Here is a 19,163-nt window from a genome sequence, read left to right as displayed (position 1 = left end):
ATCTATGCTCCTCCCTCAAACACTATGATATAGATTTTAATTTTAATAACTGAAAGCCTTCATAATTATTTTGGGCAACTTCCTGACAGCATTTTGTGTAATAATCGAAGCCACCTAGATAGATTAAGAAGCTACGTGGTTTCTCTGCAATATTTGCGCCTGTATACCACGAATCGCCCTTTACATATAATGTTTCATTCGCAATCTCTCGACAATGTTTACTCCATGCCTGCTCTGCCTCCGCATTTGTCTCCATGACATCGATATCATGTTCACGTAAATAATCGATGCATTGTGCTATCCATTCTACATGTTGCTCTATAGCGATTGGCATATTTACAAGGACAGAAGGACTTTCTGGACCTGTAATCATAAATAGATTTGGAAAATTGGCTGTAGCTAGTCCAAGATAGGTTTGAACAGATGCACCATTTTCCCATTTGTCTTTTAATGTCACGCCATTCCTTCCACGAATATCTATTTTAAATAAGGGACCCGTCATGCCGTCATAGCCCGTTGCAAATATGATAATATCTAACTCGAAATGATCGTTAGCTGTTTGGACCCCTGTTTCAGTAATCTCTAAGATGGGCGATTCCTTTACATCCACCAGTAAAACATTATCTCTGTTATAGGTTTCAAAATAATCGCTATCTAAAACTTGTCTTTTTGTGCCATACATATACTTGGGACATAACTTCTCTGCTACGGTCGGATCTTGAACAGTTTCGCGTATTTTAGAACAAATAAATGCCGCCGCCTTTTCATTCGACTGTTCATTTGTTAATAAATCCTTGTAAGTCGATGCAAAGGCAAAACCACCTTGTGCCCATGCTTCCTCAAAAACTTTCTGTCTTTGATGATCACTATCCTCAATGGCAGATGGGTGGTTATAGGCAAAAGGGGTGCCTGAAAAAGAATTCCTCATTGCATGCTTTAGATTTTCGAAATTCCCCTTAGTCTGTCGTATGAAGTCTTCATCATACAGATGATTACGAGCAGGTATTGTATACTGTGGTGTTCGTTGAAAGACGGTTAAATGCTTGGCTTCTTTAGCAATTACCGGAATGGCTTGAATACCACTGGAGCCTGTTCCAATAATCCCTACTCTTTTGCCTGTGAAATCTACCTTGTCATGTGGCCAATGCCCGGTATGGTACCATTTTCCACTAAACTGATCTAACCCCTGAAACTTAGGAACATTCGCTGCAGAAAGGCAGCCTATCCCTGTAATAAAATACTTCGCTAAAACTTGATGTCCATCATTTAGATGAACCAGCCATTTATGCTGTTCCTCATCAAAATGTGCAGCCTTGACGCGTGTGTTGAATTGAATATTGGATCGTAATTTTAAACGATCTGCCACATAGTTTAAATACCGTAATATTTCTTCTTGCTCAGGAAATCTAGATGTCCACGTCCATTCTTCATATAATTCTTTAGAGAAAGTATAATTATAATAAATACTTTCAATGTCACATCTAGCACCAGGATATCGATTCCAATACCAAACGCCTCCTACACCATCACCCGTTTCATAGACGATCGTTGAGAATCCTTTACTCTTTAATTGATGTAACATATATAAGCCTGCAAATCCTGCGCCTAGAATAACTGCATCTACCTCTTTAATTGGTTGATTTTTCACATCATTCCCCCTCATCTAATAAATTCTCAAGTGAACATTAAGAAAAAAATAGCTTTTCTTAACATAAATGCTACAACTTACAGAAAATATTGAAAATTCCTTATTTTAAGCGTAGTATATACTTAAAAAAGGGGATAGGTCATGTCCAATCTCTATACCATTCAAAAACGTTTCGACACTATGCAAAACTATTCCAATCACGAAGAGTTGTTGATTCACATTTTGCAGGTATATCTAGATTCTTTTCCGATTAAGGATGCTTATTTATTAAGGTATTCACCGATAGGCTTTGTCGCTGAAGGTATTATTTTTTTAAATGAAGAGGGTGGCAGTCATATCGGAGAAATTCGTGAGGAAATACGAAGCTTCCCTATTATTTATTCAGCTATCGTTGAGAAAAAAGCTAAATTTTGTACGGGCATGGACTATTTAAAAAACATTAGTATTAAATATTCCATCCCCTCTCAAAACAACGCTTTTTTAATTGTTCCTATCTTTATTGGACATTATGTATTTGGTTATATTTGCAGTACACAAATAGATATGGATGAAATAACTGAAAAGCTACTAGATGACTTTACAGCCTTTGGCAATGTGATTGGTCAGCTCATCATTCAAGCTAGAGACCATAAAAAGGAAAGTATACTTAGTAAGAGAGAATTAGAGGTCATGAGACAGATTGCTTTAGGAGATAGCACGAAGGAAATGGCTGATTTTATGAATTTAAGTGAATTAACGATCAATCAATACGTAAAATCCGCCATCAAAAAGTTACAGGCCAAAAATCGCACTCATGCCATCAGTATTTTATATCAAGAGGGAGTTATTTAATAGGGGGAACAGACCACTCCCCCTTTAACCTACATCTGAATCAAAAATAAGCAGTTATCACATTAGTTACATTCATTCCCAATATGCTTTCATTAAATCCGTTGACCATGCTGGCTGTTTAATAACTCCTTTCGGTAGGAATTCTTTCATCACTGGATTCATGTCTATAATAGGCGTCCCATCAATGTCATCAAGTCCTTTTACAATCAAAGTCCTCTGTTTGACCTCTACCAATTCAACCATCGTAATGCCTATTTTATTAGGTCTATTTTTCCCTCTTTGTGCGAAAATGCCGACCTTTGGATAGTTTTGATTATTTCTTGGATGCCTTGCTTCATACTGAATTTGATCGTCTGAAACCTGATCAAAATAAAAAATGATTTCAATATGAGAAAAATCTTCTATTCCTTTCAACGACTCTTCATGCAAATTTTCTGAGAGTTCAATGGTTGAAATAATTTCTCCCAGAGATCATCTTTTATTGTTTTCCGGCTATTGCTAACTGTAGCAACTGGTTGAATCATATATTGCATTCCAGCATCCCCCATTCTTTAATTCCAGTATATAGGAATAAATAAAAAAAAGGTGATTAACGTATTAATCACCCGACGTTCCATAATCCTTGATGGTTACGTTCACTTCACATTTTATAGGTACCTCACTAAATATCTCATCCCAATCTTTTTTTATCTTTTCCCATTCTTTTGGATACTTAATTCTTAATTTATTGCCGAATCCTGAAACATCTGTTTGATATTCCTGTTGAAGCTTTTCCGACGTTTTCATGACTAATCGTTCAATTTCTTGCTCGATTGTTTTCTCCGCTTTTTTTAAAAATTTATTATTAAATGCTTTATCTGACAGTACCCAATGTTCAGCAATTCTTCCTTCAGATTGAATCTTCAATGTAAAAGAAATATGGTCACCATCTACTTTTGGTACAATCTTACTTTTCATAGACATGATTTCATAAACAATAGGTGAGCTCGATTCTTCATCAAAACTCTTTACTAAACCTCCTTCACCCTTCCCAGTGATCCATGAAATACCCTCTAAGTCACTTTCATTCAGAAAACCTCGAAGCTTTTTAGTTTTCCCATCAATGACAGCAGCTCCTACAAATTTTACTTCTCCATCTTCTGAAATAACGTTTTGTAATAAAAAGCTTGAATCCGAATATAATTTTCCTTCTAATTTCGCAATGGTCATAGGTGGCAAAATTTTAGTTGTTCTTTCGTGCCCCCCCATCATCTCTACCAATTGAAAGGCAGGGATTTTCGTTGGTTCATTCGTTTCAAGTGTATCACTTGCCCGTCCCTGAGCAATAAGAAGAAGTCCGCTTGGTCGTATTTCGAGCTCTCTTAGAAAAAAGTCCAACAATTGTTGCAGGTTAATGGTGCTAGCAAGTTCCTCGCCAATAATGGTGACCTTGGAATGCTCCGCAAATGAATGTTTGTCTGACTTTAATAGCATATTTCGTAAAGTAGGTAAAACAACATCCCCTGTTTCAGAAACATTTTTATATGCCTTTTCTCGTAATGTTCCATCTTTCATTCCAGTAACAGTTGTCTCAGAAGTGACCAATTGATTGGTAACGGTAAGCAATGTTCTATTAGCATATTTAGCCTCTGTCTGTTCCTCAGTCGTAGCCTCTCCTGTTGCTAAATCTAATGAGGTACCAACAATCAATCCTAAATCCTCAATCTCTTTACTACTCCAGCAGCCTGTAAGTAGGAGAGATACCATTACCATAAGAGAAATACGCAAATATTGATAGAGTCTCATCATGTTTTATCGCCTTTCAGTTTTGATATAAGGAGTAAGGTTATGGGTAGTGCACCAAATAAAAATAACGCAGCATGACCAATTTTATCGCCAAACTGAAATAAGTCATTAATATTTTTTGGAATCATCGCGATAATATAAATAATCGGTAATAGCCCATATAGAAATGGGTGCATGCTTTTCTTAAAAAGCTGAGATAATCCTAGAGCCGCAGCATAATAGGTAATGGTGAACGTAGCAAAGATTTGCATAATCCATATAACAAGTAAAAATGATTCAAAGCGCTCAAAAATTAACCCTGGAATTTCAAAACTCCGCATGAGTTCGATTGTTGGCCATGTTCTTGTCTTGACCCCTTCGATGGAAAGAGCGCCTATCACCATGACAACTGTAATAACATAAAAAAGTAATGGAATCGCTATGCCCACTAAGACGACTTTGACTGCTTTCTTTTTATCAGATGGGTACATAAATGCCACTAAGAGCAGCATAATCTCAGGGCCTAGAAACGCTAAAGTCGCTGTTTTGATTCCTTTCAATATCGGAACGACTCCCATCCCTAAAACAGGTCGAAGATTATCGATCTCAAAGATTCCTAAGCTTAAAAAGGCGACAAGTAAAAAAATCACAAAGGTAATGGGAAATATAATTTCGAATAAGCGACCGATCGAATTTATCCCACCACTCACCAAATAGAGCCCCACCCATAAGAAAGGCAGAATAATAGCCCATGTGGGTGTTCCCTCCAATAAAAAGAGGGAGGTTACTTCAGCCATGATTCGAACCTCAAATGCAGAAATCGTAAAGAAATAAGTAATGACAAGCGCACTAATCAACCAGCCTAGCCATTTCCCAACAATATCTTGATTGTATTGATAAAATGTCTTGTCTGGATATTGTTGACTTAGCTTGACGATAATTACACCTGCAATCATGGCAACAAGACCGCCTAAAAAAACACTAATCCATACATCTGGTGTTTTCACCTTCTCTACCGAGGCACGAGGCAAGGTGAGAATGCCAGTTGCAAGAATATAATTAATAATAATGACTATTGTTTGGGACGTCGTAATTTTATCTTTTGGACTGGTGATCATGGCTACTAGCTTCCTTTCCTCGTATTTCCCCTTTACGAACAGAATCTTTTGGCTGTAATAATTTTGGTCGGCGTTTCATCATCATTAATGGCATACGTACCATAAAATCTTTCCAATCCCCTGCTCTATATGGGACAGTCGGACTAACATAAGGAACACCAAAGCTTTTCAGCTTCACTAAATGACTGCACAGGAACAGGAAAAATAAAATGACCCCGTAAAGACCAAATATTGCAGCGAAAAACATGGCCACAAATCGGAGCATTCGTAATGTAATCCCAGCGTTGTATTGAGGGATGGCAAAGGATGAAATAGCGGTTAAAGCAACGACGATCACCATAATCGGACTTACAATTCCTGCTTGGACGGCGGCTTCTCCAATAACAAGACCTCCGACGATCCCCATTGTGGGACCTATCGGCTTGGGCAAGCGAAGTCCAGCTTCTCGTAAAATTTCGATTGCTACCTCCATAATAAGCGCCTCGATTAACGCAGGAAATGGAACTCCTTCCCTTGTGGACATCATGGACAGTGCTAGCTTAGTTGGGATTAATCCCTGATGGAACGACACAAAGGCGATATACATGGATGGACCAAAAAGGGTAATCCCTGCTGCAAAGTATCGTAGAAGACGAATAAGCGAACTAGCAAACCATCGTTCATAATAATCTTCCGGCGATTGTAGTAGCATATTAATGGTAACTGGTACAATTAAAGCAAATGGTGTGCCATCTAATATAATGGCAACTCGCCCCTCCATTAATGCCCCATACACTCGATCAGGACGCTCCGTGTTCTGCACTTGTGTAAAAGGGCTCAGAAAATTATCTTCAATTAATTGCTCTATATAACCCGATTCTAATAGGTTATCAAGGTCGATTGTTTGTATCCGTTTTTTTACCTCCTCCACCAACTCTGGATCTACTATCTCATCCATATAGGCAATGACTAGCTCCTTTTTTACCCTCTCCCCCACCGACATCTGAATGATAGATAATTGCTGATTTTCACCTTGCTGTCTTAGAAGAGCTGTATTGTCACTTAATCTTTCTGTAAAGCCTACTCTTGGCCCTCTAACTACAGCTTCTGAAATAGGCTCCTCAATATTTCGCGTCTTGCCATTTATCGTACAAAGTAATAAAGCATTAGGCATACCATCTACAAATAAAGCTGTATATCCTGTTAATACTTTACTGATTGTTCCTTGTATCGTTGATTCTTCTAGCACATCACCGATAGGTATATTATTTTTCATGAGATTCTGCAGATTGCCGTTTTCTGTTAAAGCAGATGCGGGTGTGTCCGAAAAACGCTCCATAATCGAAGTCAAAATATGCTCTTCAATTTGCATTTTATCTGCCAGTCCTTCCAGAAAAACGATGGCCGCACGAATATCAGTATTTCCTATGTGAAACTCTCTAAAGTGGGCATCCCAATTATGCCCTATTTCTTTTTTTATTCGTTCAACATCTTTGTTAAAATCACCTGTTAGCGGGTCGACTGTTTCTTGACTAGATGGCTGATCTACTTCCTTTTGGTTCGTGTACTCCTTCATGTCGATCTTGCCATTCTTCTTTTTTTCAAGTATTAAGCCATTAAATAATTTGAAAATCAAGAATGGAATAATGAATGCTAAAAAACCCTGCATAAAAACTTGCCAATGTGGTATGTAGGATAGTATCTTTTCCCACATAATGATCACCCTCTTTAATACAATCGTACAAAGAATTACTACATGTTTTTATCATTATCTAAGCAGCCCTATTTTAAACTTCTAAACGTCACATTCTTCCATGACAATGTGCTCATATTGAGGTGTATTTTTAGCTTCATGATTCATGAGCTTTTCTCAGCCCTTTATATCCCCTTTTATTTATTCGAATCATTGAAATCTACAAAATAAGATATGGTATACTAGCTACTATGAAAAATTAGAAGGTGACATATATGCTAGAAGTTAATGAAAGTAAATTAGCCCATTATAGTATCCATTTTTTGAGCGAGTCGACACTTCTTTTAGGAGAAGAGGAATTTACACAGCCAGAGCTCATGCTAGAGGCTGCCTTTACACAGCTTGCATTTAGTAAAATAGAGCTCGAACAGCAATATGAATTTTTCCATGAAACAGATATTGCGCTAAATGAAGTTTTTGCCTATTCCAAAAAAATATTCGAGCAGGACAGTAGCTTTCTTGAACAATCTCAAAATATGGCGAAGCACTTACATAGTGTATCCCAGCACCCAAATATTAAAAGTGGAGAGCTATTTATTGGCTTGTTTGAAAATTGTTTTCTATTAAATGAGGTTAAAAAGGTCATTGCCATTGTTAAAATTGATGAAAAAGAAATGTTTTTAGATGTCAAAAATGACAATAATAAAATGATCATTCACGGTGTGGATGGCATTAATGTGAAAAAAATTAATAATATGGCGATCATCGTAGATATGGGACAAGAGCAACCCCCTGCTGTATTTATAAAGACGAAGCGAAAAGAGGATATCGTCTACTGGCAAGAACGATTTTTAAAAATTAAAGCAGCAGACGAGCATTACCATAAAACTGATTTAGCGCTTAATGAATGCAAAAAGTATATTTTAAAAGAAGAGAATTACTCGAACACAGAGAAGCTAGGCTTTTTAAATAAAACGTTAGATTATTTTAGAAATGAAGAGGAATTTCAAGTTGACCATTATATTGACACCGTATTTGAGCAAGCGGATGCTACCCAAAAGGATATCCTCGTCAATTCAGTCAAACCTTATGAAACCGTTATTTCTGACAGCGCACTAGAAAAAGCTGAAAAAAAATATAAACGCAAAATAAAGCTTGATTCCAATATTGAAATTCAAGTCAATATTCAGCATATCGATCAAATAGATGAGCTGATTGAAGTTGGCTATGATGAAGCAACAAATCGAAAATTTTATAAAATTTATTTCCAGGATGAAATATAAATAAGGGACCCCTTTCGAGAAGTCCAGGCTCGATGGTTATAGTGCTATCGCTTGATCGCTTAGTGAAAATCAATGGCTTACCCTTATTTCATTATAAAAAAGGCATTCCCTTAAAAAGGGATGCCTTTTTTGCCTTAGCAACCACCACCATATTCTTTTTAAATTTTTCTTAAAGAAGATAAAACTTTTTCTTTTGGTAAAACGTCTAATAATTGGTAACAGAAGTTAACCTAAAGGAGAATGGATAAAAATGAAAAAACCTTTTAAGAAAACTTGGATTTTAGCTTCCGCATTAACACTAGGAATGGCCGTAATGACCCCGCTTCAAGCTGGTGCAACATCAGTTGATACAACTAAACAAGTCACTATGCAAGTAGAACAAAAGATAAAAGGTACCATTAAGTACTTTGATGGCGATGGCCTTTCTATTAAAGGAGCTGACGGCAAAAATTATTTTATTGGCTTACACAAATTCTCTGACAAGCAAATCGAACAATTAAAGCTAGTAGAAGGACAGGAAATCGCTGTTGAAGGAAGCATTGTAGAAGATTACTCAGATTTCTATACTTTTGATGTGTATAAAAAAAGCTTACCTAAAGAAGTCACAAAAGAAGAGTTAGTTCAATTAGAAAAGCTCTTCACTGACATGAAAAAAGCAGAAAAAGAAGAGAATTATGAAGAAATGGACCGAGTTTATCAGGCCATGAATAAAATTACAAGACCTTATGAATTGGCAAATTGGCAGCCTGAGCCTTTTGAAGAATTCATTAATGAAGCTGCTTTTGCTGAGCAAAACATCGTCATCAAAAAACAAGATAAAGAACAGCTTAAAGCACTTTATGATGATTGGGTAAAATTCACTAAAGAAGATAAATCAGATGAGGCACAAGAAAAAATAGATAAAATCTTTACTATTTTAGAGGCATACTTCCAAGAGCTATATCCTCCACTAACGTTTGAGCAGTATATGGCTGATATGGATTTAGATATAACTAAGGAGGATCTCGTAAAGCTAAAGGCGATTTATGAGGAGGCTCAAAAAGCCGATAAAGATAAAAACGAAGAGCTTTCCATCAAGCTATGGGATCGATTCTACGAAGTCATTAATTCATATTATAAGCCAATTTCCTTTGAAGAATATATGTCAGATATCGAATTTGACATTAGCAAATCGGATTACACAAAATTAAAACAGCTCTATGAAGAAGCAAATGCCTTAGATCAAAAAGGTGAAGATGAAAAGGCTGCTGCCCAATGGGAAGCCTTTTATAAAATTTTAGATCCCTATTATTTGGCAAATAGAGACATTTTGATTTCGGCATCGAAGTTAATCATTCACGGGAACGATTTACTTCCAGAACAAACAAAATAATATTAGTAGGGCTCTCCTATTTATTATAGGAGTAGCCCTTTTCTCTTATATGACAAAATTGTCATGTACTCCATGGAATAGTCATGTTAATCGATAGCTGGACCATAAATTGCTTGATATAGTAATCCTTGTTGTAACAAGCAATTTATATGTTAAGGAGAAATGAGCATGACACTATTTATTAAAAAATCTGTGATGATTGCTGTAATACTAGTATTTTGTACGATGTTACCACAATTCGCACATGCAACATCCGAAGAAAAAATCCGTAAAATTGAACACTTTATTGAGGAACAACGAGCCCTTAGTAAAATCCCTGGCCTTTCAGTAATTATTGTTAATAAGGGGGTAACTGTCTATCAAAAAGGATTTGGGTATGCAGATACGAAGTCAAAGACACCCGTCACTTCAGATACTCTTTTTGAGCTAGGCTCCACATCCAAAGCCTTTACTGGCCTTGCCATTCTCCAATTGGAAAAAAGGGGTGTACTAAAACGTTCAGATGATATTCAAACATATATCCCATGGTTAACGTTAACCTATAATGGAAAAAAAGAAGCTATAACGATTCAGCAATTACTGTCACATACAAGTGGAATTCCATCTAATTCCATAGTTCAAATTCCAGAAAGCACAGACAAAAACGCCCTTGAACAAACGGTCAAAACATTACTAAATCAAACATTAAATCGAAAACCAGGAAGCTCTTTTGAGTATGCAACGATTAATTACGATGTGTTAGGACTAATCATTGAACAAGTATCCAAACTGCCCTATGATCAATACGTCAAACATAAAATTTTAGAACCTATTGGTATGTATGAATCGTTTGTAGGAATTCATCAAGTAGAATCCCCTCATATGGCTTCGGGTTATAAAATAGGGCTTATGAAAGAACGACCTTTTACAGCTCCTATCTACCGCGGAAATATCCCTGCTGGCTATATCATCAGTAACGCAAATGATATTGCAAAATGGTTGAAATTACAGTTAGGCAATAGTGACATTTATTCAATTGACGCTAACACCATTAAAGAATCCCATACCCCTGACCACTCTGTAGAACCTTTTGATACAAATACTTATTATGCTACTGGTTGGGCAGTGGTTGACCATGAAAACAAGCCATACATTTACCATGCTGGAGAAAATCCGACGTTTACATCGTATTTCATGATGCAGCCTGATGAGCAAATAGGGGTTGCGATTTTAGCCAATATGAATACAAGCTCGACAGCTGCTATCGGCCAAGGAATCATGGATTTATGGGAGGGTAAAACGACGGCTCCCCAACATGCTACTAGCTATCAAAAGTTAGATAAAATCGTCACGATCATAAGTATAATTATAATAGGTATCTGTCTAATCCTTTGCTATCTTTTAATCAAAACGGCCACCAACATGTATAAAAAAAGACGCCAATTGACTCAGTTAACTCAAAAGAGAATAATTTTATTAATATTCCATTCATTACTCGTTGCCATCCTGATAACAGCAATTATTATGGCGCCAGAAGTATTACTTGGCGGTTTAAATTGGACCTTTATTAAGGTGTGGGCACCAACCTCTATGTCGGTATTATTGGTTAGCATTATAATGGCTTGTATTCTATATTTAACATGGGGGATTATACTCATTATGACAAAAAGGAAAGTACTAGATTAATTGTCTATGGAATGTTGGACTATATACCAACAAGCTTTTGCTAGGATATTCTAAAATAGAAAGGTTAGTGAGTAAATGTTATTAAAAGATGTTGAAAAGGTCCATAAACAAAGGATGAATTTCATAGGATTTTCTACTAAGGCCAGTCTAAACGAGGACATTCAATTAAACATTGTAAAAAATCTACGAGAACAAGTTTTAATTCAACTTCCTTTCATCAAAAATAGGATAGATAATAGCATTTTTCTTATCCAATTATATGATGAAGAAGAATGGACACCTGACACCCCTTATACACATATTGTAGCAGTGGAAGTAAGTGATTTTTCATTTGTACCAAACGCTATGATTACACATACCATTCCTAACGGTGAATTTTTAGTATTTAAGCACCAAGGACCTGAGGAAAATATCGATAGTACTTATATGGCTATGAATGATTGGTTAGAAGACCATAACTATGTAACCCCGCGACCATTTGATATCGAACAATGGGATGAACTAGCAGCTATGAACAATCATAATCATATTATTAAACTTTTTATACCATTATAATCTCCTTAACCCCATGGATTAAATAAATAGCCAGTTACTCGAATAGTCATGAGTAACTGGCTATTTTAAAATAATGAAAGGATACAAAAAATGAAACTAAATCCAATCTGGAACGTAAATTTATTTAATAAAAGTTATATGATTCGACTGAATTTTTGGAAACGGGGTTTGTTTTATGAATGAATGGTGGCAAAGTAAAAAAAGAAAACCGAGAAAAAGCAAAAAACATAATAAGTACTCCCTATTTGAATTATTTCAAGATGTGCTATGTTGGTTACCAGAGCTGATTTTATTGCCATTCAGATTAATTTTTTGGTTGTTTAGAGGTGTAGGTAGATTAATTGCAGATCTATCTTAATGTCGTGAATCATTATCAATGAAAATTAACGCTGAACATAGCGCTTTGTTATTTTCCCCATGGCTGTTCACCATATCTTTTAAGCTTCACCACTTCACCATCATTATTAATTAAACGATTATATACATAATTAATTTTATATTCATTATACTTTTCTAATTGTATTTTTTCGTAAAAGTTCTTTGATAAAATCAACTCTCGGTCATCAATTAACAAATAATATTGGCCGTTCTTTTCGACAATATTTTGTTCTTCAAGTAGATAGGTGCTTTCAACTTGTACATGATTAATAGAATAAAAACCGGCTACAAGTAAGCCTACAAATGCAAATAATAAGAACATCACAAATAGCCTAGTTTTACTCATGTCCTCCCCCCATTAAACTTAGTTTTCATATGATACTTATACAAGCCATTACGTAAAAGCTAGAGCAATTCGAATAATCCATCTGGAACTAAATTACATTTATTATTTAAGAAGTCACTAATGGGCTTCCACAGCAATTTGAAGCGTATACCATTATCTTCTTGCCCCCAAAAAGAATCTTTTTCATAAAAGGACATTTCAATAAAATCTGCTTCATGGACAAACACTATTTCATGCCCATCATCACCATTATATGTAAATATATTTTCGATTGTACCTACATGCTTTAAGTTAGTAATACTCGCTTCGATTTCTTCCAATATTTCTCGCCTTATCGCTTTCGAACTCGTCTCACCAAATTCAATTTTTCCGCCTATTGGTCGATAATAAAATGTCCCCTTTACTTCATCAAAGCCTTCACAGACAAGTATTGCATCTTCTTTTCTAAATACACATATAGCTTTTGCTATAATTTGCTTTTTCTTCATTTTTTTCCTCCAAATCCTTTTTTAGCTATGTCCTAGGTGCATTTTTTTATTATAACAATTCGCCTATCGTAAACAAAAGTCTTTTATGCGAATGTTTTGTACAGATATAGCTCGTATTGATGTATTGTTTTCAGACCAGTTATTAACATGATAAACTAGTAAGAAGTATACTAGGAAGGAGATGGAACGTGAATGATGGATGCTAAAACTATTTTATTAGATCAGCTTCTAGCAAATGCAAATGATCGTAGCTGGTATATGTCATTTCATGAAGTAGTTGAAGGACTGTCTGAGGAAGACGCATTTTGGAAACCCGATGAATCCAGTCATAGTATCGCTGAAATTGTCCAACATCTCATTTATTGGAATGAAACTTGGCAAATCAGATATAAGGAAAATCATGTCCAAGCAAGTCCACAAGTTAAAAGCAATGATGATACCTTTCTTCTTAAAGATGAGGTCACTTTCTTGGAGCTAAAGGATAAATTGTTAAAAACGCTACTTCAGTGGCAGGAACTTCTTGAAGAGGAGCAACTACTATCTGATGTAAATGGTTATCCAGTAAAGGCCGAATGGTGGGCTATTATTTCCAATGCCGCCACTCATAATGCCTACCATATTGGACAATTAGCATATATTCGTAAGATGAAAAAATAGTATTTATTTAGATTATATTTTGGCACCCATTCTGTAAAGAATACGGAACGAATTCCATTAAAATAAACCTCACCCTAAAGAGAGAGGTTTATCACTGGTCAATTCAGCCATTCAAAGACAATTGCCTCTCATCTGAGTGGCTTTTTATTTTGAGTCTGCTTGAAGTGCATCTACCGAATCCACGAATGCTGAGGATAGCCCTCGTCTAATTAGGTTTGCAGAAACTGGCTTTTTCCCAATCTCCCTAGCCCAAATTGATAATTGTCCTATATGGTGAATTTCATGTGCAATAGTATGGCGAATGATTTCACCCCATGTATGCGTCTCGATTGTTCCATCCTCTAATGGAAGATGAAGTAAACGCTTTTCCATACTAGCATCCCATTTGTTTACAAAGCTTGCTACTTCTAAATGAAACTCTTCTGTTAATTTCCGAACTTTTTCAAGGCTTTTATAGTCATCAAAATTCTCCTGAAAATCCTCTTTACCCTGTAATACGCGTATCCAACTCCACTCTACATCCACTATGTGGAAGAGTGTATGTAGAATATTACCCATACCACCTGTTCGATTTTCTAAAAGTTCTTCTTCAGTCAACTCTTCACACCAACGGAACCAATCTTCTCTTACCACCCAATTATATTTAAACAATAATTGCAAAATAATCCCCCTCTTGAAAATAATATAATAGCCCTTTACTACTTCTTCATATATGAATAGTTTTCCTCCATTTTCGCGTTATTATTGCTAATACTCGTTTAGTGGCATTAAAATCACAGCATCTTTTCTACAAAAAAATAAAAAGCCTTACAACCGTAGTGGCTGTAAGGTTTACCTTATTTATTTTACTTAGTGCTGAATCATCAGGTATAAAAAAACAGGTCAAGCTAATGGGAAGGTATCAGCTGAGCACTCAAACATACTCTCCTTGATACCTTACTCATTTTCTTAACCTGCCTAGCAAAGGATTACCATTAATTCGATTCTACATCGTCTTCTTTGGAGTAATTATATTGAGAAGGATCAACTGGCGTATACCCTGTTGGATTATAGAATCTCAATAAGTCACCATTCACGACTTTATCAGATAGTTGCAATTTAAGATCTACTTCATTCTTAATTGTTTTCGCAGACTCTAATTGACTATCATCTAGTGGTAAACCTGTTTCATTATCATAAAATTTTTCATTCACTGCATAGATTTTTGGGCTGACAAAATCACCGTTTCTAAATGGCACAATTTCATGGTGCTCTTCTGACAATAGGTCAGATCCAAATTGAACAAATTGTTGCGTATCAATTCCTAGTAAATGTAATAACGTTGGAAGAAGGTCTGTTTGCCCACCATACGTATGGTTAGTACCACCCTCCATACCCGGAACATGAATGAATAATGGAACGCGTTGTAAATTAGCACTTTCATATGGTGTAATATCTTTTCCAATTACTTGACTCATGGCTGCGTTATGATTATCTGAAATACCATAATGGTCGCCATATAGAACAATCATCGAATGATCATATAAACCTGATTCTTTTAATTGTTGGAAAACTTGTTCGATTGCTTCATCTGCATAACGAGCAGTTTGGAAATAATTATCAACACTTGCATCGCCTGTATTTGCTTTATCGATTGTTACTAAGTCTTGATTCATTTTATATGGGTAGTGATTCCCAACCGTAATTAATTTTGTATAAAACGGTTGTGGTAAAGAGCTTAAAAGATTTTGAGATTGTTCAAAGAATGGTTTATCTAATAATCCATACTCAGCCATATCACCTGAAGTGCCCGTATTATAATAACTAGCATCATAGAACTTATCGAAGCCAAAGGATTTATAAATCACGTTTCTGTTCCAGAAGCTTCCGTTATTACCATGGAATACAGCCGATGTATAACCATAATCTTTTAAAATACTAGGAGCTGCCTGGTACGTATTTTGTGCTTTTGTAATATAAGCAGAACCTTGCGGTAACCCAAATAAAGAATTTTCTAGCATAAATTCTGCATCTGACGTTTTACCTTGTCCAGTTTGATGGAAGAAATTATCAAAATACAATGTATTTTTATCTTTTGCTAATGAGTTTAAAAATGGTGTAACTTCTTCACCGTTTAATTTATAGTCAATAAGAAAGTTTTGGAATGATTCTAAATGTAAATAGATCACGTTCATTCCTTTTGCTTTCCCAAAATAATCAGCATTTGGCTTTGCGTAGTTGGCTTTAGTATAGTTAATCACTTCTGTAATATCACTACTATCCGCTAAAGCTCTTTGTGAAGATGCTTTCATCGTTTCTACTGAATCATAAATCGTATAGTTATACATTCCTAAATATTTCACAATATAGTTTCTATCAAAACCTCTTGTTAATAGCTGCGGACGATTAGCCTCAGCTAACCCTAAATTAAGAATAGAAATAGCTAATGCACATGTAATGATCGCCATTGCCTTTTTATAGCCAAAACGTTTTGTATCTTTTTGAATTCTTTTTGAGAATCGTAGGTAGAACATTACGAATACATCAACAAAGAACAAGATATCATATGGTTTTAATAAAGAAAGAACACTACCACCTAAATCACCAAAGTTCTGCGTTTGAGAAAGTGTTGGCAATGTAATGAAATCACTAAAAAATCGGTAATAAACAATATTAGCATACAAAAGAATGGACATCAGCGTGTACACTACAACAAGTGATGTATATTTTCGTTTTCCTCTAAAGATAAATGAAAATCCTAGAAATAGCATGGCTGAACCAAGTGGATTTAATAGTAAAAGGAATTGTTGAATTACTCCTTCTACACCTAGGTCAAATTGTGTTTGTTGAGAGATGTATGTTTTAATCCATAACATTAAAACAGCTACTACATATATTCCAAAAAAGTTGTTCAATAGGTCGTCTTTTTTACTAAATAAATTTCTCATTTCTTGCACCTACCTTGTACTTATTGAATTTAATCTTGATGTCTATTAACGTATATTATAAGTATTGCATGGCATTTAAAATAATGTTACGCCACGATAGCTTTTTTCGCGACCAATGTATAGTACTCCCCATTTAGACTTCTGTCAAGTTGTTAGGCATCATAATAGACAATTCGTATAATCATTACTAATTAACACAAATGTTGGCATAAAAATATCCGGTAATTGTTAGTTTTTTAACTAGCATTTACCGGATATTTTAAGTAATGATTCTACCTTTTCTATTTCCGTTAAATTCATCCATTTTTAATCAACATACTTTTATTCGATAACATTCATTTCTAATTTTTTCTGTACAGCCTTAATCATTCGTGCTGACCCATAACAAATTTCTCCGTTTTTCATTAATATTTCTTTCTTTTTAAAATCCACTTCCTGAATATTGTCGATATTTACTACAAAGGAATTATGGCAACGAATGAAACTTTCATACTCTTTTTCTACGTCTTTCAGTTTCCCATAAAACTCCACTTGACGATTATCCAAATGTAAAACAACTTTATGTAATGGAGAGGATTCAAAAAACATAATTTCATCAAAATTAACACTAATAATTTTATCTGCAATTCTTTGAACGAATTTTTTATTGGATGTTTTATTCGTCACTTGCTTTCTTTCATTTGTCACCTTTAAACAGCTAATAACCTTCCTTTGTATTGAATCAACATCATCTTTAATAATAAAATCCATCGCTGCTACTTTATAAATGAAATTTAAATAAGTAAGTTCTGAGTGCGTTGTGACAAAAACTATATCGCCTATTGGATCCACTTTTCTGATTTCCGCGCCAAGTGTAATACCATTCATTTCATGATTCAGGTCGATATCAAGAAAATATAAACCAGATCGTTTACTCTCATTTATATAGTGTAATAATTCTTCTGGATCCGCGGTCGTTAGGACCAGTTGCATATCCAGATTTTCAATCATTATATAATTTGAAACATATCTGGCTATCTTCTCTCTTTGTTCCTTTTGATCTTCGCAGATAAAAACATCAATCATCTCAATCCCTCACTTTAAAATTACAATTTCCTGCTTAAAAAAACCATCCTCGATAACTGTATCCAACTGTGTCATATTTTCTTGATCAACCATCTTCTTCAGGCTGTTCAGCCCCAAGCCTCGATTTTCACCTTTTGTCGAGAACCCTTTTTCGAAATATTGAAAAAGTTTATGTCCTGTATCACAAAACGTATTCCAAACTACAAAGGACACGGATTGTTCGAGCTCAACAAACCCCACTCGTATGATACCCTTCTCCACCTCTTCAGCTGCTTCAATGGCATTGTCTAAAATAATTCCAATACAGCGGCACAATAGTACACTGTCCATATTCAAATAATGAATTTCGTTAGGGCATTCAAAAACCACATCTATCCCCTTTTCTTGTGCTGTAATCAGTTTGGAGGAAACCAAACCTTTTACTTCTGGAATTTTAATTTCAGACAACCCTCTCATTTTAAAATCATTATCCCGAATCTCTTGACTGACACGCATAATATTATCATTAAAATAGCTCTCTAAAGCATTCATATCACGATTGTTAATATATTCGGACATAGAAGATAGGATATTGATGTAATCATGGCGAAAAGTTCGCATTTCATAATAGTTTTTTTCCAGCTGTTCCGTGTACATTTGTATACTGTTTAGCTCAATTTCCTTCTCCCTCATCTCTAACTGCTTTCTGAAGGTATATACTAGGAACGACAAACTGACAGCAAAAATAACGAAATAAATAAATAAGTACAGCGTATTCATCAATACTAGCGTATTTTGATTTCCTGTTAATCGTACATAAACAATCATTGTAAAATAAATTGTATATGTAAAAAGACCCAAGAAAGCTAAAATTCGTTTTGTAATCCTATCTTCTGCATCCTTCTCAAAAACTCTGAAAGTGATTTTTTTCCAAAGATTTATAAATATAATACCAATGATGAGTGTGATAAATTGATGTAGTAATACGGCTGAAAAAATGAGTTCGTTTGTTGCTGAGGAGATTGTATCAATATCTAAAACTTTTCCCAAAATGAAAGTTGTTATATGATCAATGAGGATCATACCAATCATTATTGTTGATGCGTAGTACAGTGCAGGTATCCACTTTAGATAGGTATACTTAAACATACCCAGAACAAACGCAAATATTAAGAGCGAACCAAAAATATCTAGATACGGATATAGCCCACCCATGATTAGACTAAACAGTATAACTGCAATAATATTTTCCTTTCGAATAAAACGTTTCCCTATGACAAAAGCTACTAAAATACACTGAATGGCGACTTGAACTATAGCTAATAGAATCACACGCTAATCCTCATCTCTCTATAGGAATCTAGTATGAATATTATACTATAGAAAACCAAATTAGCAAAATTTAGAATTTTTAG

General features: G+C 35.1%; 17 protein-coding genes and 1 pseudogene. 7 read left to right on the top strand and 11 right to left on the bottom strand.

All coding sequences use genetic code 11. The features are described from left to right. Positions 1-22 precede the first annotated feature (22 nt). Complete coding sequence (locus tag KVT27_RS13255; RefSeq protein WP_309140233.1) at positions 23-1,648, bottom strand: flavin-containing monooxygenase; 1,626 nt, start codon at positions 1,646-1,648, stop codon at positions 23-25. Positions 1,649-1,789: 141 nt separating this feature from the next. Here KVT27_RS13255 and KVT27_RS13250 point away from each other — a divergent pair, with 141 nt between their 5' ends. Further along, positions 1,790-2,479 carry a response regulator transcription factor gene (locus KVT27_RS13250; RefSeq protein ID WP_036149304.1) on the top strand — a complete coding sequence of 230 codons (690 nt, stop codon included), beginning with the start codon at positions 1,790-1,792 and terminating at the stop codon, positions 2,477-2,479. 72 nt (positions 2,480-2,551) lie between these two features. On the opposite strand, the pseudogene KVT27_RS13245 reads toward KVT27_RS13250, so the two are convergent. The 4 genes and pseudogenes from KVT27_RS13245 to KVT27_RS13230 form a co-directional block, all read right to left on the bottom strand. Further along, positions 2,552-3,012 (bottom strand): annotated as a pseudogene (locus KVT27_RS13245) (SAM-dependent methyltransferase). 64 nt (positions 3,013-3,076) lie between these two features. Further along, positions 3,077-4,264: a Ger(x)C family spore germination protein gene (locus KVT27_RS13240; RefSeq protein ID WP_483307972.1), complete on the bottom strand. Its 1,188-nt coding sequence runs from the start codon at positions 4,262-4,264 to the stop codon at positions 3,077-3,079. Next, positions 4,264-5,361 carry a spore germination protein gene (locus KVT27_RS13235; protein WP_150907071.1) on the bottom strand — a complete coding sequence of 366 codons (1,098 nt, stop codon included), beginning with the start codon at positions 5,359-5,361 and terminating at the stop codon, positions 4,264-4,266. Before KVT27_RS13235 ends, KVT27_RS13240 begins: the two co-directional genes overlap by 1 nt. Further along, positions 5,339-7,009 carry a spore germination protein gene (locus tag KVT27_RS13230; RefSeq protein ID WP_217581521.1) on the bottom strand — a complete coding sequence of 557 codons (1,671 nt, stop codon included), beginning with the start codon at positions 7,007-7,009 and terminating at the stop codon, positions 5,339-5,341. The genes KVT27_RS13235 and KVT27_RS13230 overlap by 23 nt, the downstream gene beginning before the upstream one ends. Before the next feature lie 299 nt (positions 7,010-7,308). Here KVT27_RS13230 and KVT27_RS13225 point away from each other — a divergent pair, with 299 nt between their 5' ends. The 5 genes from KVT27_RS13225 to KVT27_RS13205 all read left to right on the top strand — a co-directional run bounded on the left by KVT27_RS13225 (position 7,309) and on the right by KVT27_RS13205 (position 12,266). Then, positions 7,309-8,316 (top strand): nucleoid-associated protein, encoded by a 1,008-nt coding sequence (locus tag KVT27_RS13225; RefSeq protein ID WP_008180818.1) that lies wholly within the window; start codon positions 7,309-7,311, stop codon positions 8,314-8,316. Between the two features lie 250 nt (positions 8,317-8,566). Then, positions 8,567-9,688, top strand: coding sequence for a hypothetical protein (locus KVT27_RS13220; RefSeq protein WP_217581457.1), 1,122 nt, complete (start codon positions 8,567-8,569; stop codon positions 9,686-9,688). A 168-nt stretch (positions 9,689-9,856) separates the two neighbouring features. Further along, complete coding sequence (locus KVT27_RS13215) at positions 9,857-11,353, top strand: serine hydrolase domain-containing protein (protein WP_150907068.1); 1,497 nt, start codon at positions 9,857-9,859, stop codon at positions 11,351-11,353. A gap of 75 nt (positions 11,354-11,428) precedes the next feature. Next, entirely contained in the window at positions 11,429-11,908 is a 480-nt protein-coding gene (locus tag KVT27_RS13210; protein WP_217581456.1) for a GyrI-like domain-containing protein, read from the top strand. 175 nt (positions 11,909-12,083) lie between these two features. Further along, positions 12,084-12,266, top strand: coding sequence for a hypothetical protein (locus KVT27_RS13205; RefSeq protein WP_036119345.1), 183 nt, complete (start codon positions 12,084-12,086; stop codon positions 12,264-12,266). Positions 12,267-12,314: 48 nt separating this feature from the next. Here KVT27_RS13205 and KVT27_RS13200 read toward each other — a convergent pair whose 3' ends face one another. Further along, positions 12,315-12,632: a hypothetical protein gene (locus KVT27_RS13200; protein WP_150907066.1), complete on the bottom strand. Its 318-nt coding sequence runs from the start codon at positions 12,630-12,632 to the stop codon at positions 12,315-12,317. 59 nt (positions 12,633-12,691) lie between these two features. Further along, positions 12,692-13,120, bottom strand: coding sequence for an NUDIX hydrolase (locus KVT27_RS13195; protein ID WP_217581455.1), 429 nt, complete (start codon positions 13,118-13,120; stop codon positions 12,692-12,694). Between the two features lie 192 nt (positions 13,121-13,312). Here KVT27_RS13195 and KVT27_RS13190 point away from each other — a divergent pair, with 192 nt between their 5' ends. Beyond that, entirely contained in the window at positions 13,313-13,777 is a 465-nt protein-coding gene (locus KVT27_RS13190; RefSeq protein ID WP_036119353.1) for a DinB family protein, read from the top strand. Between the two features lie 144 nt (positions 13,778-13,921). On the opposite strand, the gene KVT27_RS13185 is transcribed toward KVT27_RS13190, so the two are convergent. The 4 genes from KVT27_RS13185 to KVT27_RS27255 form a co-directional block, all read right to left on the bottom strand. After that, positions 13,922-14,437 carry a DinB family protein gene (locus tag KVT27_RS13185; protein WP_036119356.1) on the bottom strand — a complete coding sequence of 172 codons (516 nt, stop codon included), beginning with the start codon at positions 14,435-14,437 and terminating at the stop codon, positions 13,922-13,924. A gap of 314 nt (positions 14,438-14,751) precedes the next feature. Then, positions 14,752-16,704 carry a lipoteichoic acid synthase gene (ltaS, locus tag KVT27_RS13180; protein ID WP_036119359.1) on the bottom strand — a complete coding sequence of 651 codons (1,953 nt, stop codon included), beginning with the start codon at positions 16,702-16,704 and terminating at the stop codon, positions 14,752-14,754. 321 nt (positions 16,705-17,025) lie between these two features. Beyond that, the gene (locus KVT27_RS13175) at positions 17,026-17,769 is read right to left on the bottom strand and encodes a LytR/AlgR family response regulator transcription factor (RefSeq protein WP_217581454.1); all 744 of its coding nucleotides are present in this window, start codon (positions 17,767-17,769) and stop codon (positions 17,026-17,028) included. Positions 17,770-17,778: 9 nt separating this feature from the next. Continuing rightward, entirely contained in the window at positions 17,779-19,080 is a 1,302-nt protein-coding gene (locus tag KVT27_RS27255; RefSeq protein ID WP_217581453.1) for a sensor histidine kinase, read from the bottom strand. Positions 19,081-19,163: the final 83 nt, after the last annotated feature.

This window comes from Lysinibacillus sp. GbtcB16, from assembly GCF_019091145.1.
GTDB lineage: Bacteria > Bacillota > Bacilli > Bacillales_A > Planococcaceae > Lysinibacillus > Lysinibacillus fusiformis.
This window is presented reverse-complemented; position numbering and strand designations above follow the sequence as displayed.

Bases quoted from the DNA above. Each gene is read 5' to 3' on its own strand.
- KVT27_RS13250 (WP_036149304.1), top strand. From the start codon at position 1,790: ATGTCCAATCTCTATACCATTCAAAAACGTTTCGACACTATGCAAAAC.
- KVT27_RS13240 (WP_483307972.1), bottom strand. From the start codon at position 4,264: ATGAGACTCTATCAATATTTGCGTATTTCTCTTATGGTAATGGTATCT.
- KVT27_RS13235 (WP_150907071.1), bottom strand. From the start codon at position 5,361: ATGATCACCAGTCCAAAAGATAAAATTACGACGTCCCAAACAATAGTC.
- KVT27_RS13230 (WP_217581521.1), bottom strand. From the start codon at position 7,009: ATGCAGGGTTTTTTAGCATTCATTATTCCATTCTTGATTTTCAAATTA.
- KVT27_RS13225 (WP_008180818.1), top strand. From the start codon at position 7,309: ATGCTAGAAGTTAATGAAAGTAAATTAGCCCATTATAGTATCCATTTT.
- KVT27_RS13220 (WP_217581457.1), top strand. From the start codon at position 8,567: ATGAAAAAACCTTTTAAGAAAACTTGGATTTTAGCTTCCGCATTAACA.
- KVT27_RS13215 (WP_150907068.1), top strand. From the start codon at position 9,857: ATGACACTATTTATTAAAAAATCTGTGATGATTGCTGTAATACTAGTA.
- KVT27_RS13210 (WP_217581456.1), top strand. From the start codon at position 11,429: ATGTTATTAAAAGATGTTGAAAAGGTCCATAAACAAAGGATGAATTTC.
- KVT27_RS13205 (WP_036119345.1), top strand. From the start codon at position 12,084: ATGAATGAATGGTGGCAAAGTAAAAAAAGAAAACCGAGAAAAAGCAAA.
- KVT27_RS13200 (WP_150907066.1), bottom strand. From the start codon at position 12,632: ATGAGTAAAACTAGGCTATTTGTGATGTTCTTATTATTTGCATTTGTA.
- KVT27_RS13195 (WP_217581455.1), bottom strand. From the start codon at position 13,120: ATGAAGAAAAAGCAAATTATAGCAAAAGCTATATGTGTATTTAGAAAA.
- KVT27_RS13190 (WP_036119353.1), top strand. From the start codon at position 13,313: ATGATGGATGCTAAAACTATTTTATTAGATCAGCTTCTAGCAAATGCA.
- ltaS (WP_036119359.1), bottom strand. From the start codon at position 16,704: ATGAGAAATTTATTTAGTAAAAAAGACGACCTATTGAACAACTTTTTT.
- KVT27_RS13175 (WP_217581454.1), bottom strand. From the start codon at position 17,769: ATGATTGATGTTTTTATCTGCGAAGATCAAAAGGAACAAAGAGAGAAG.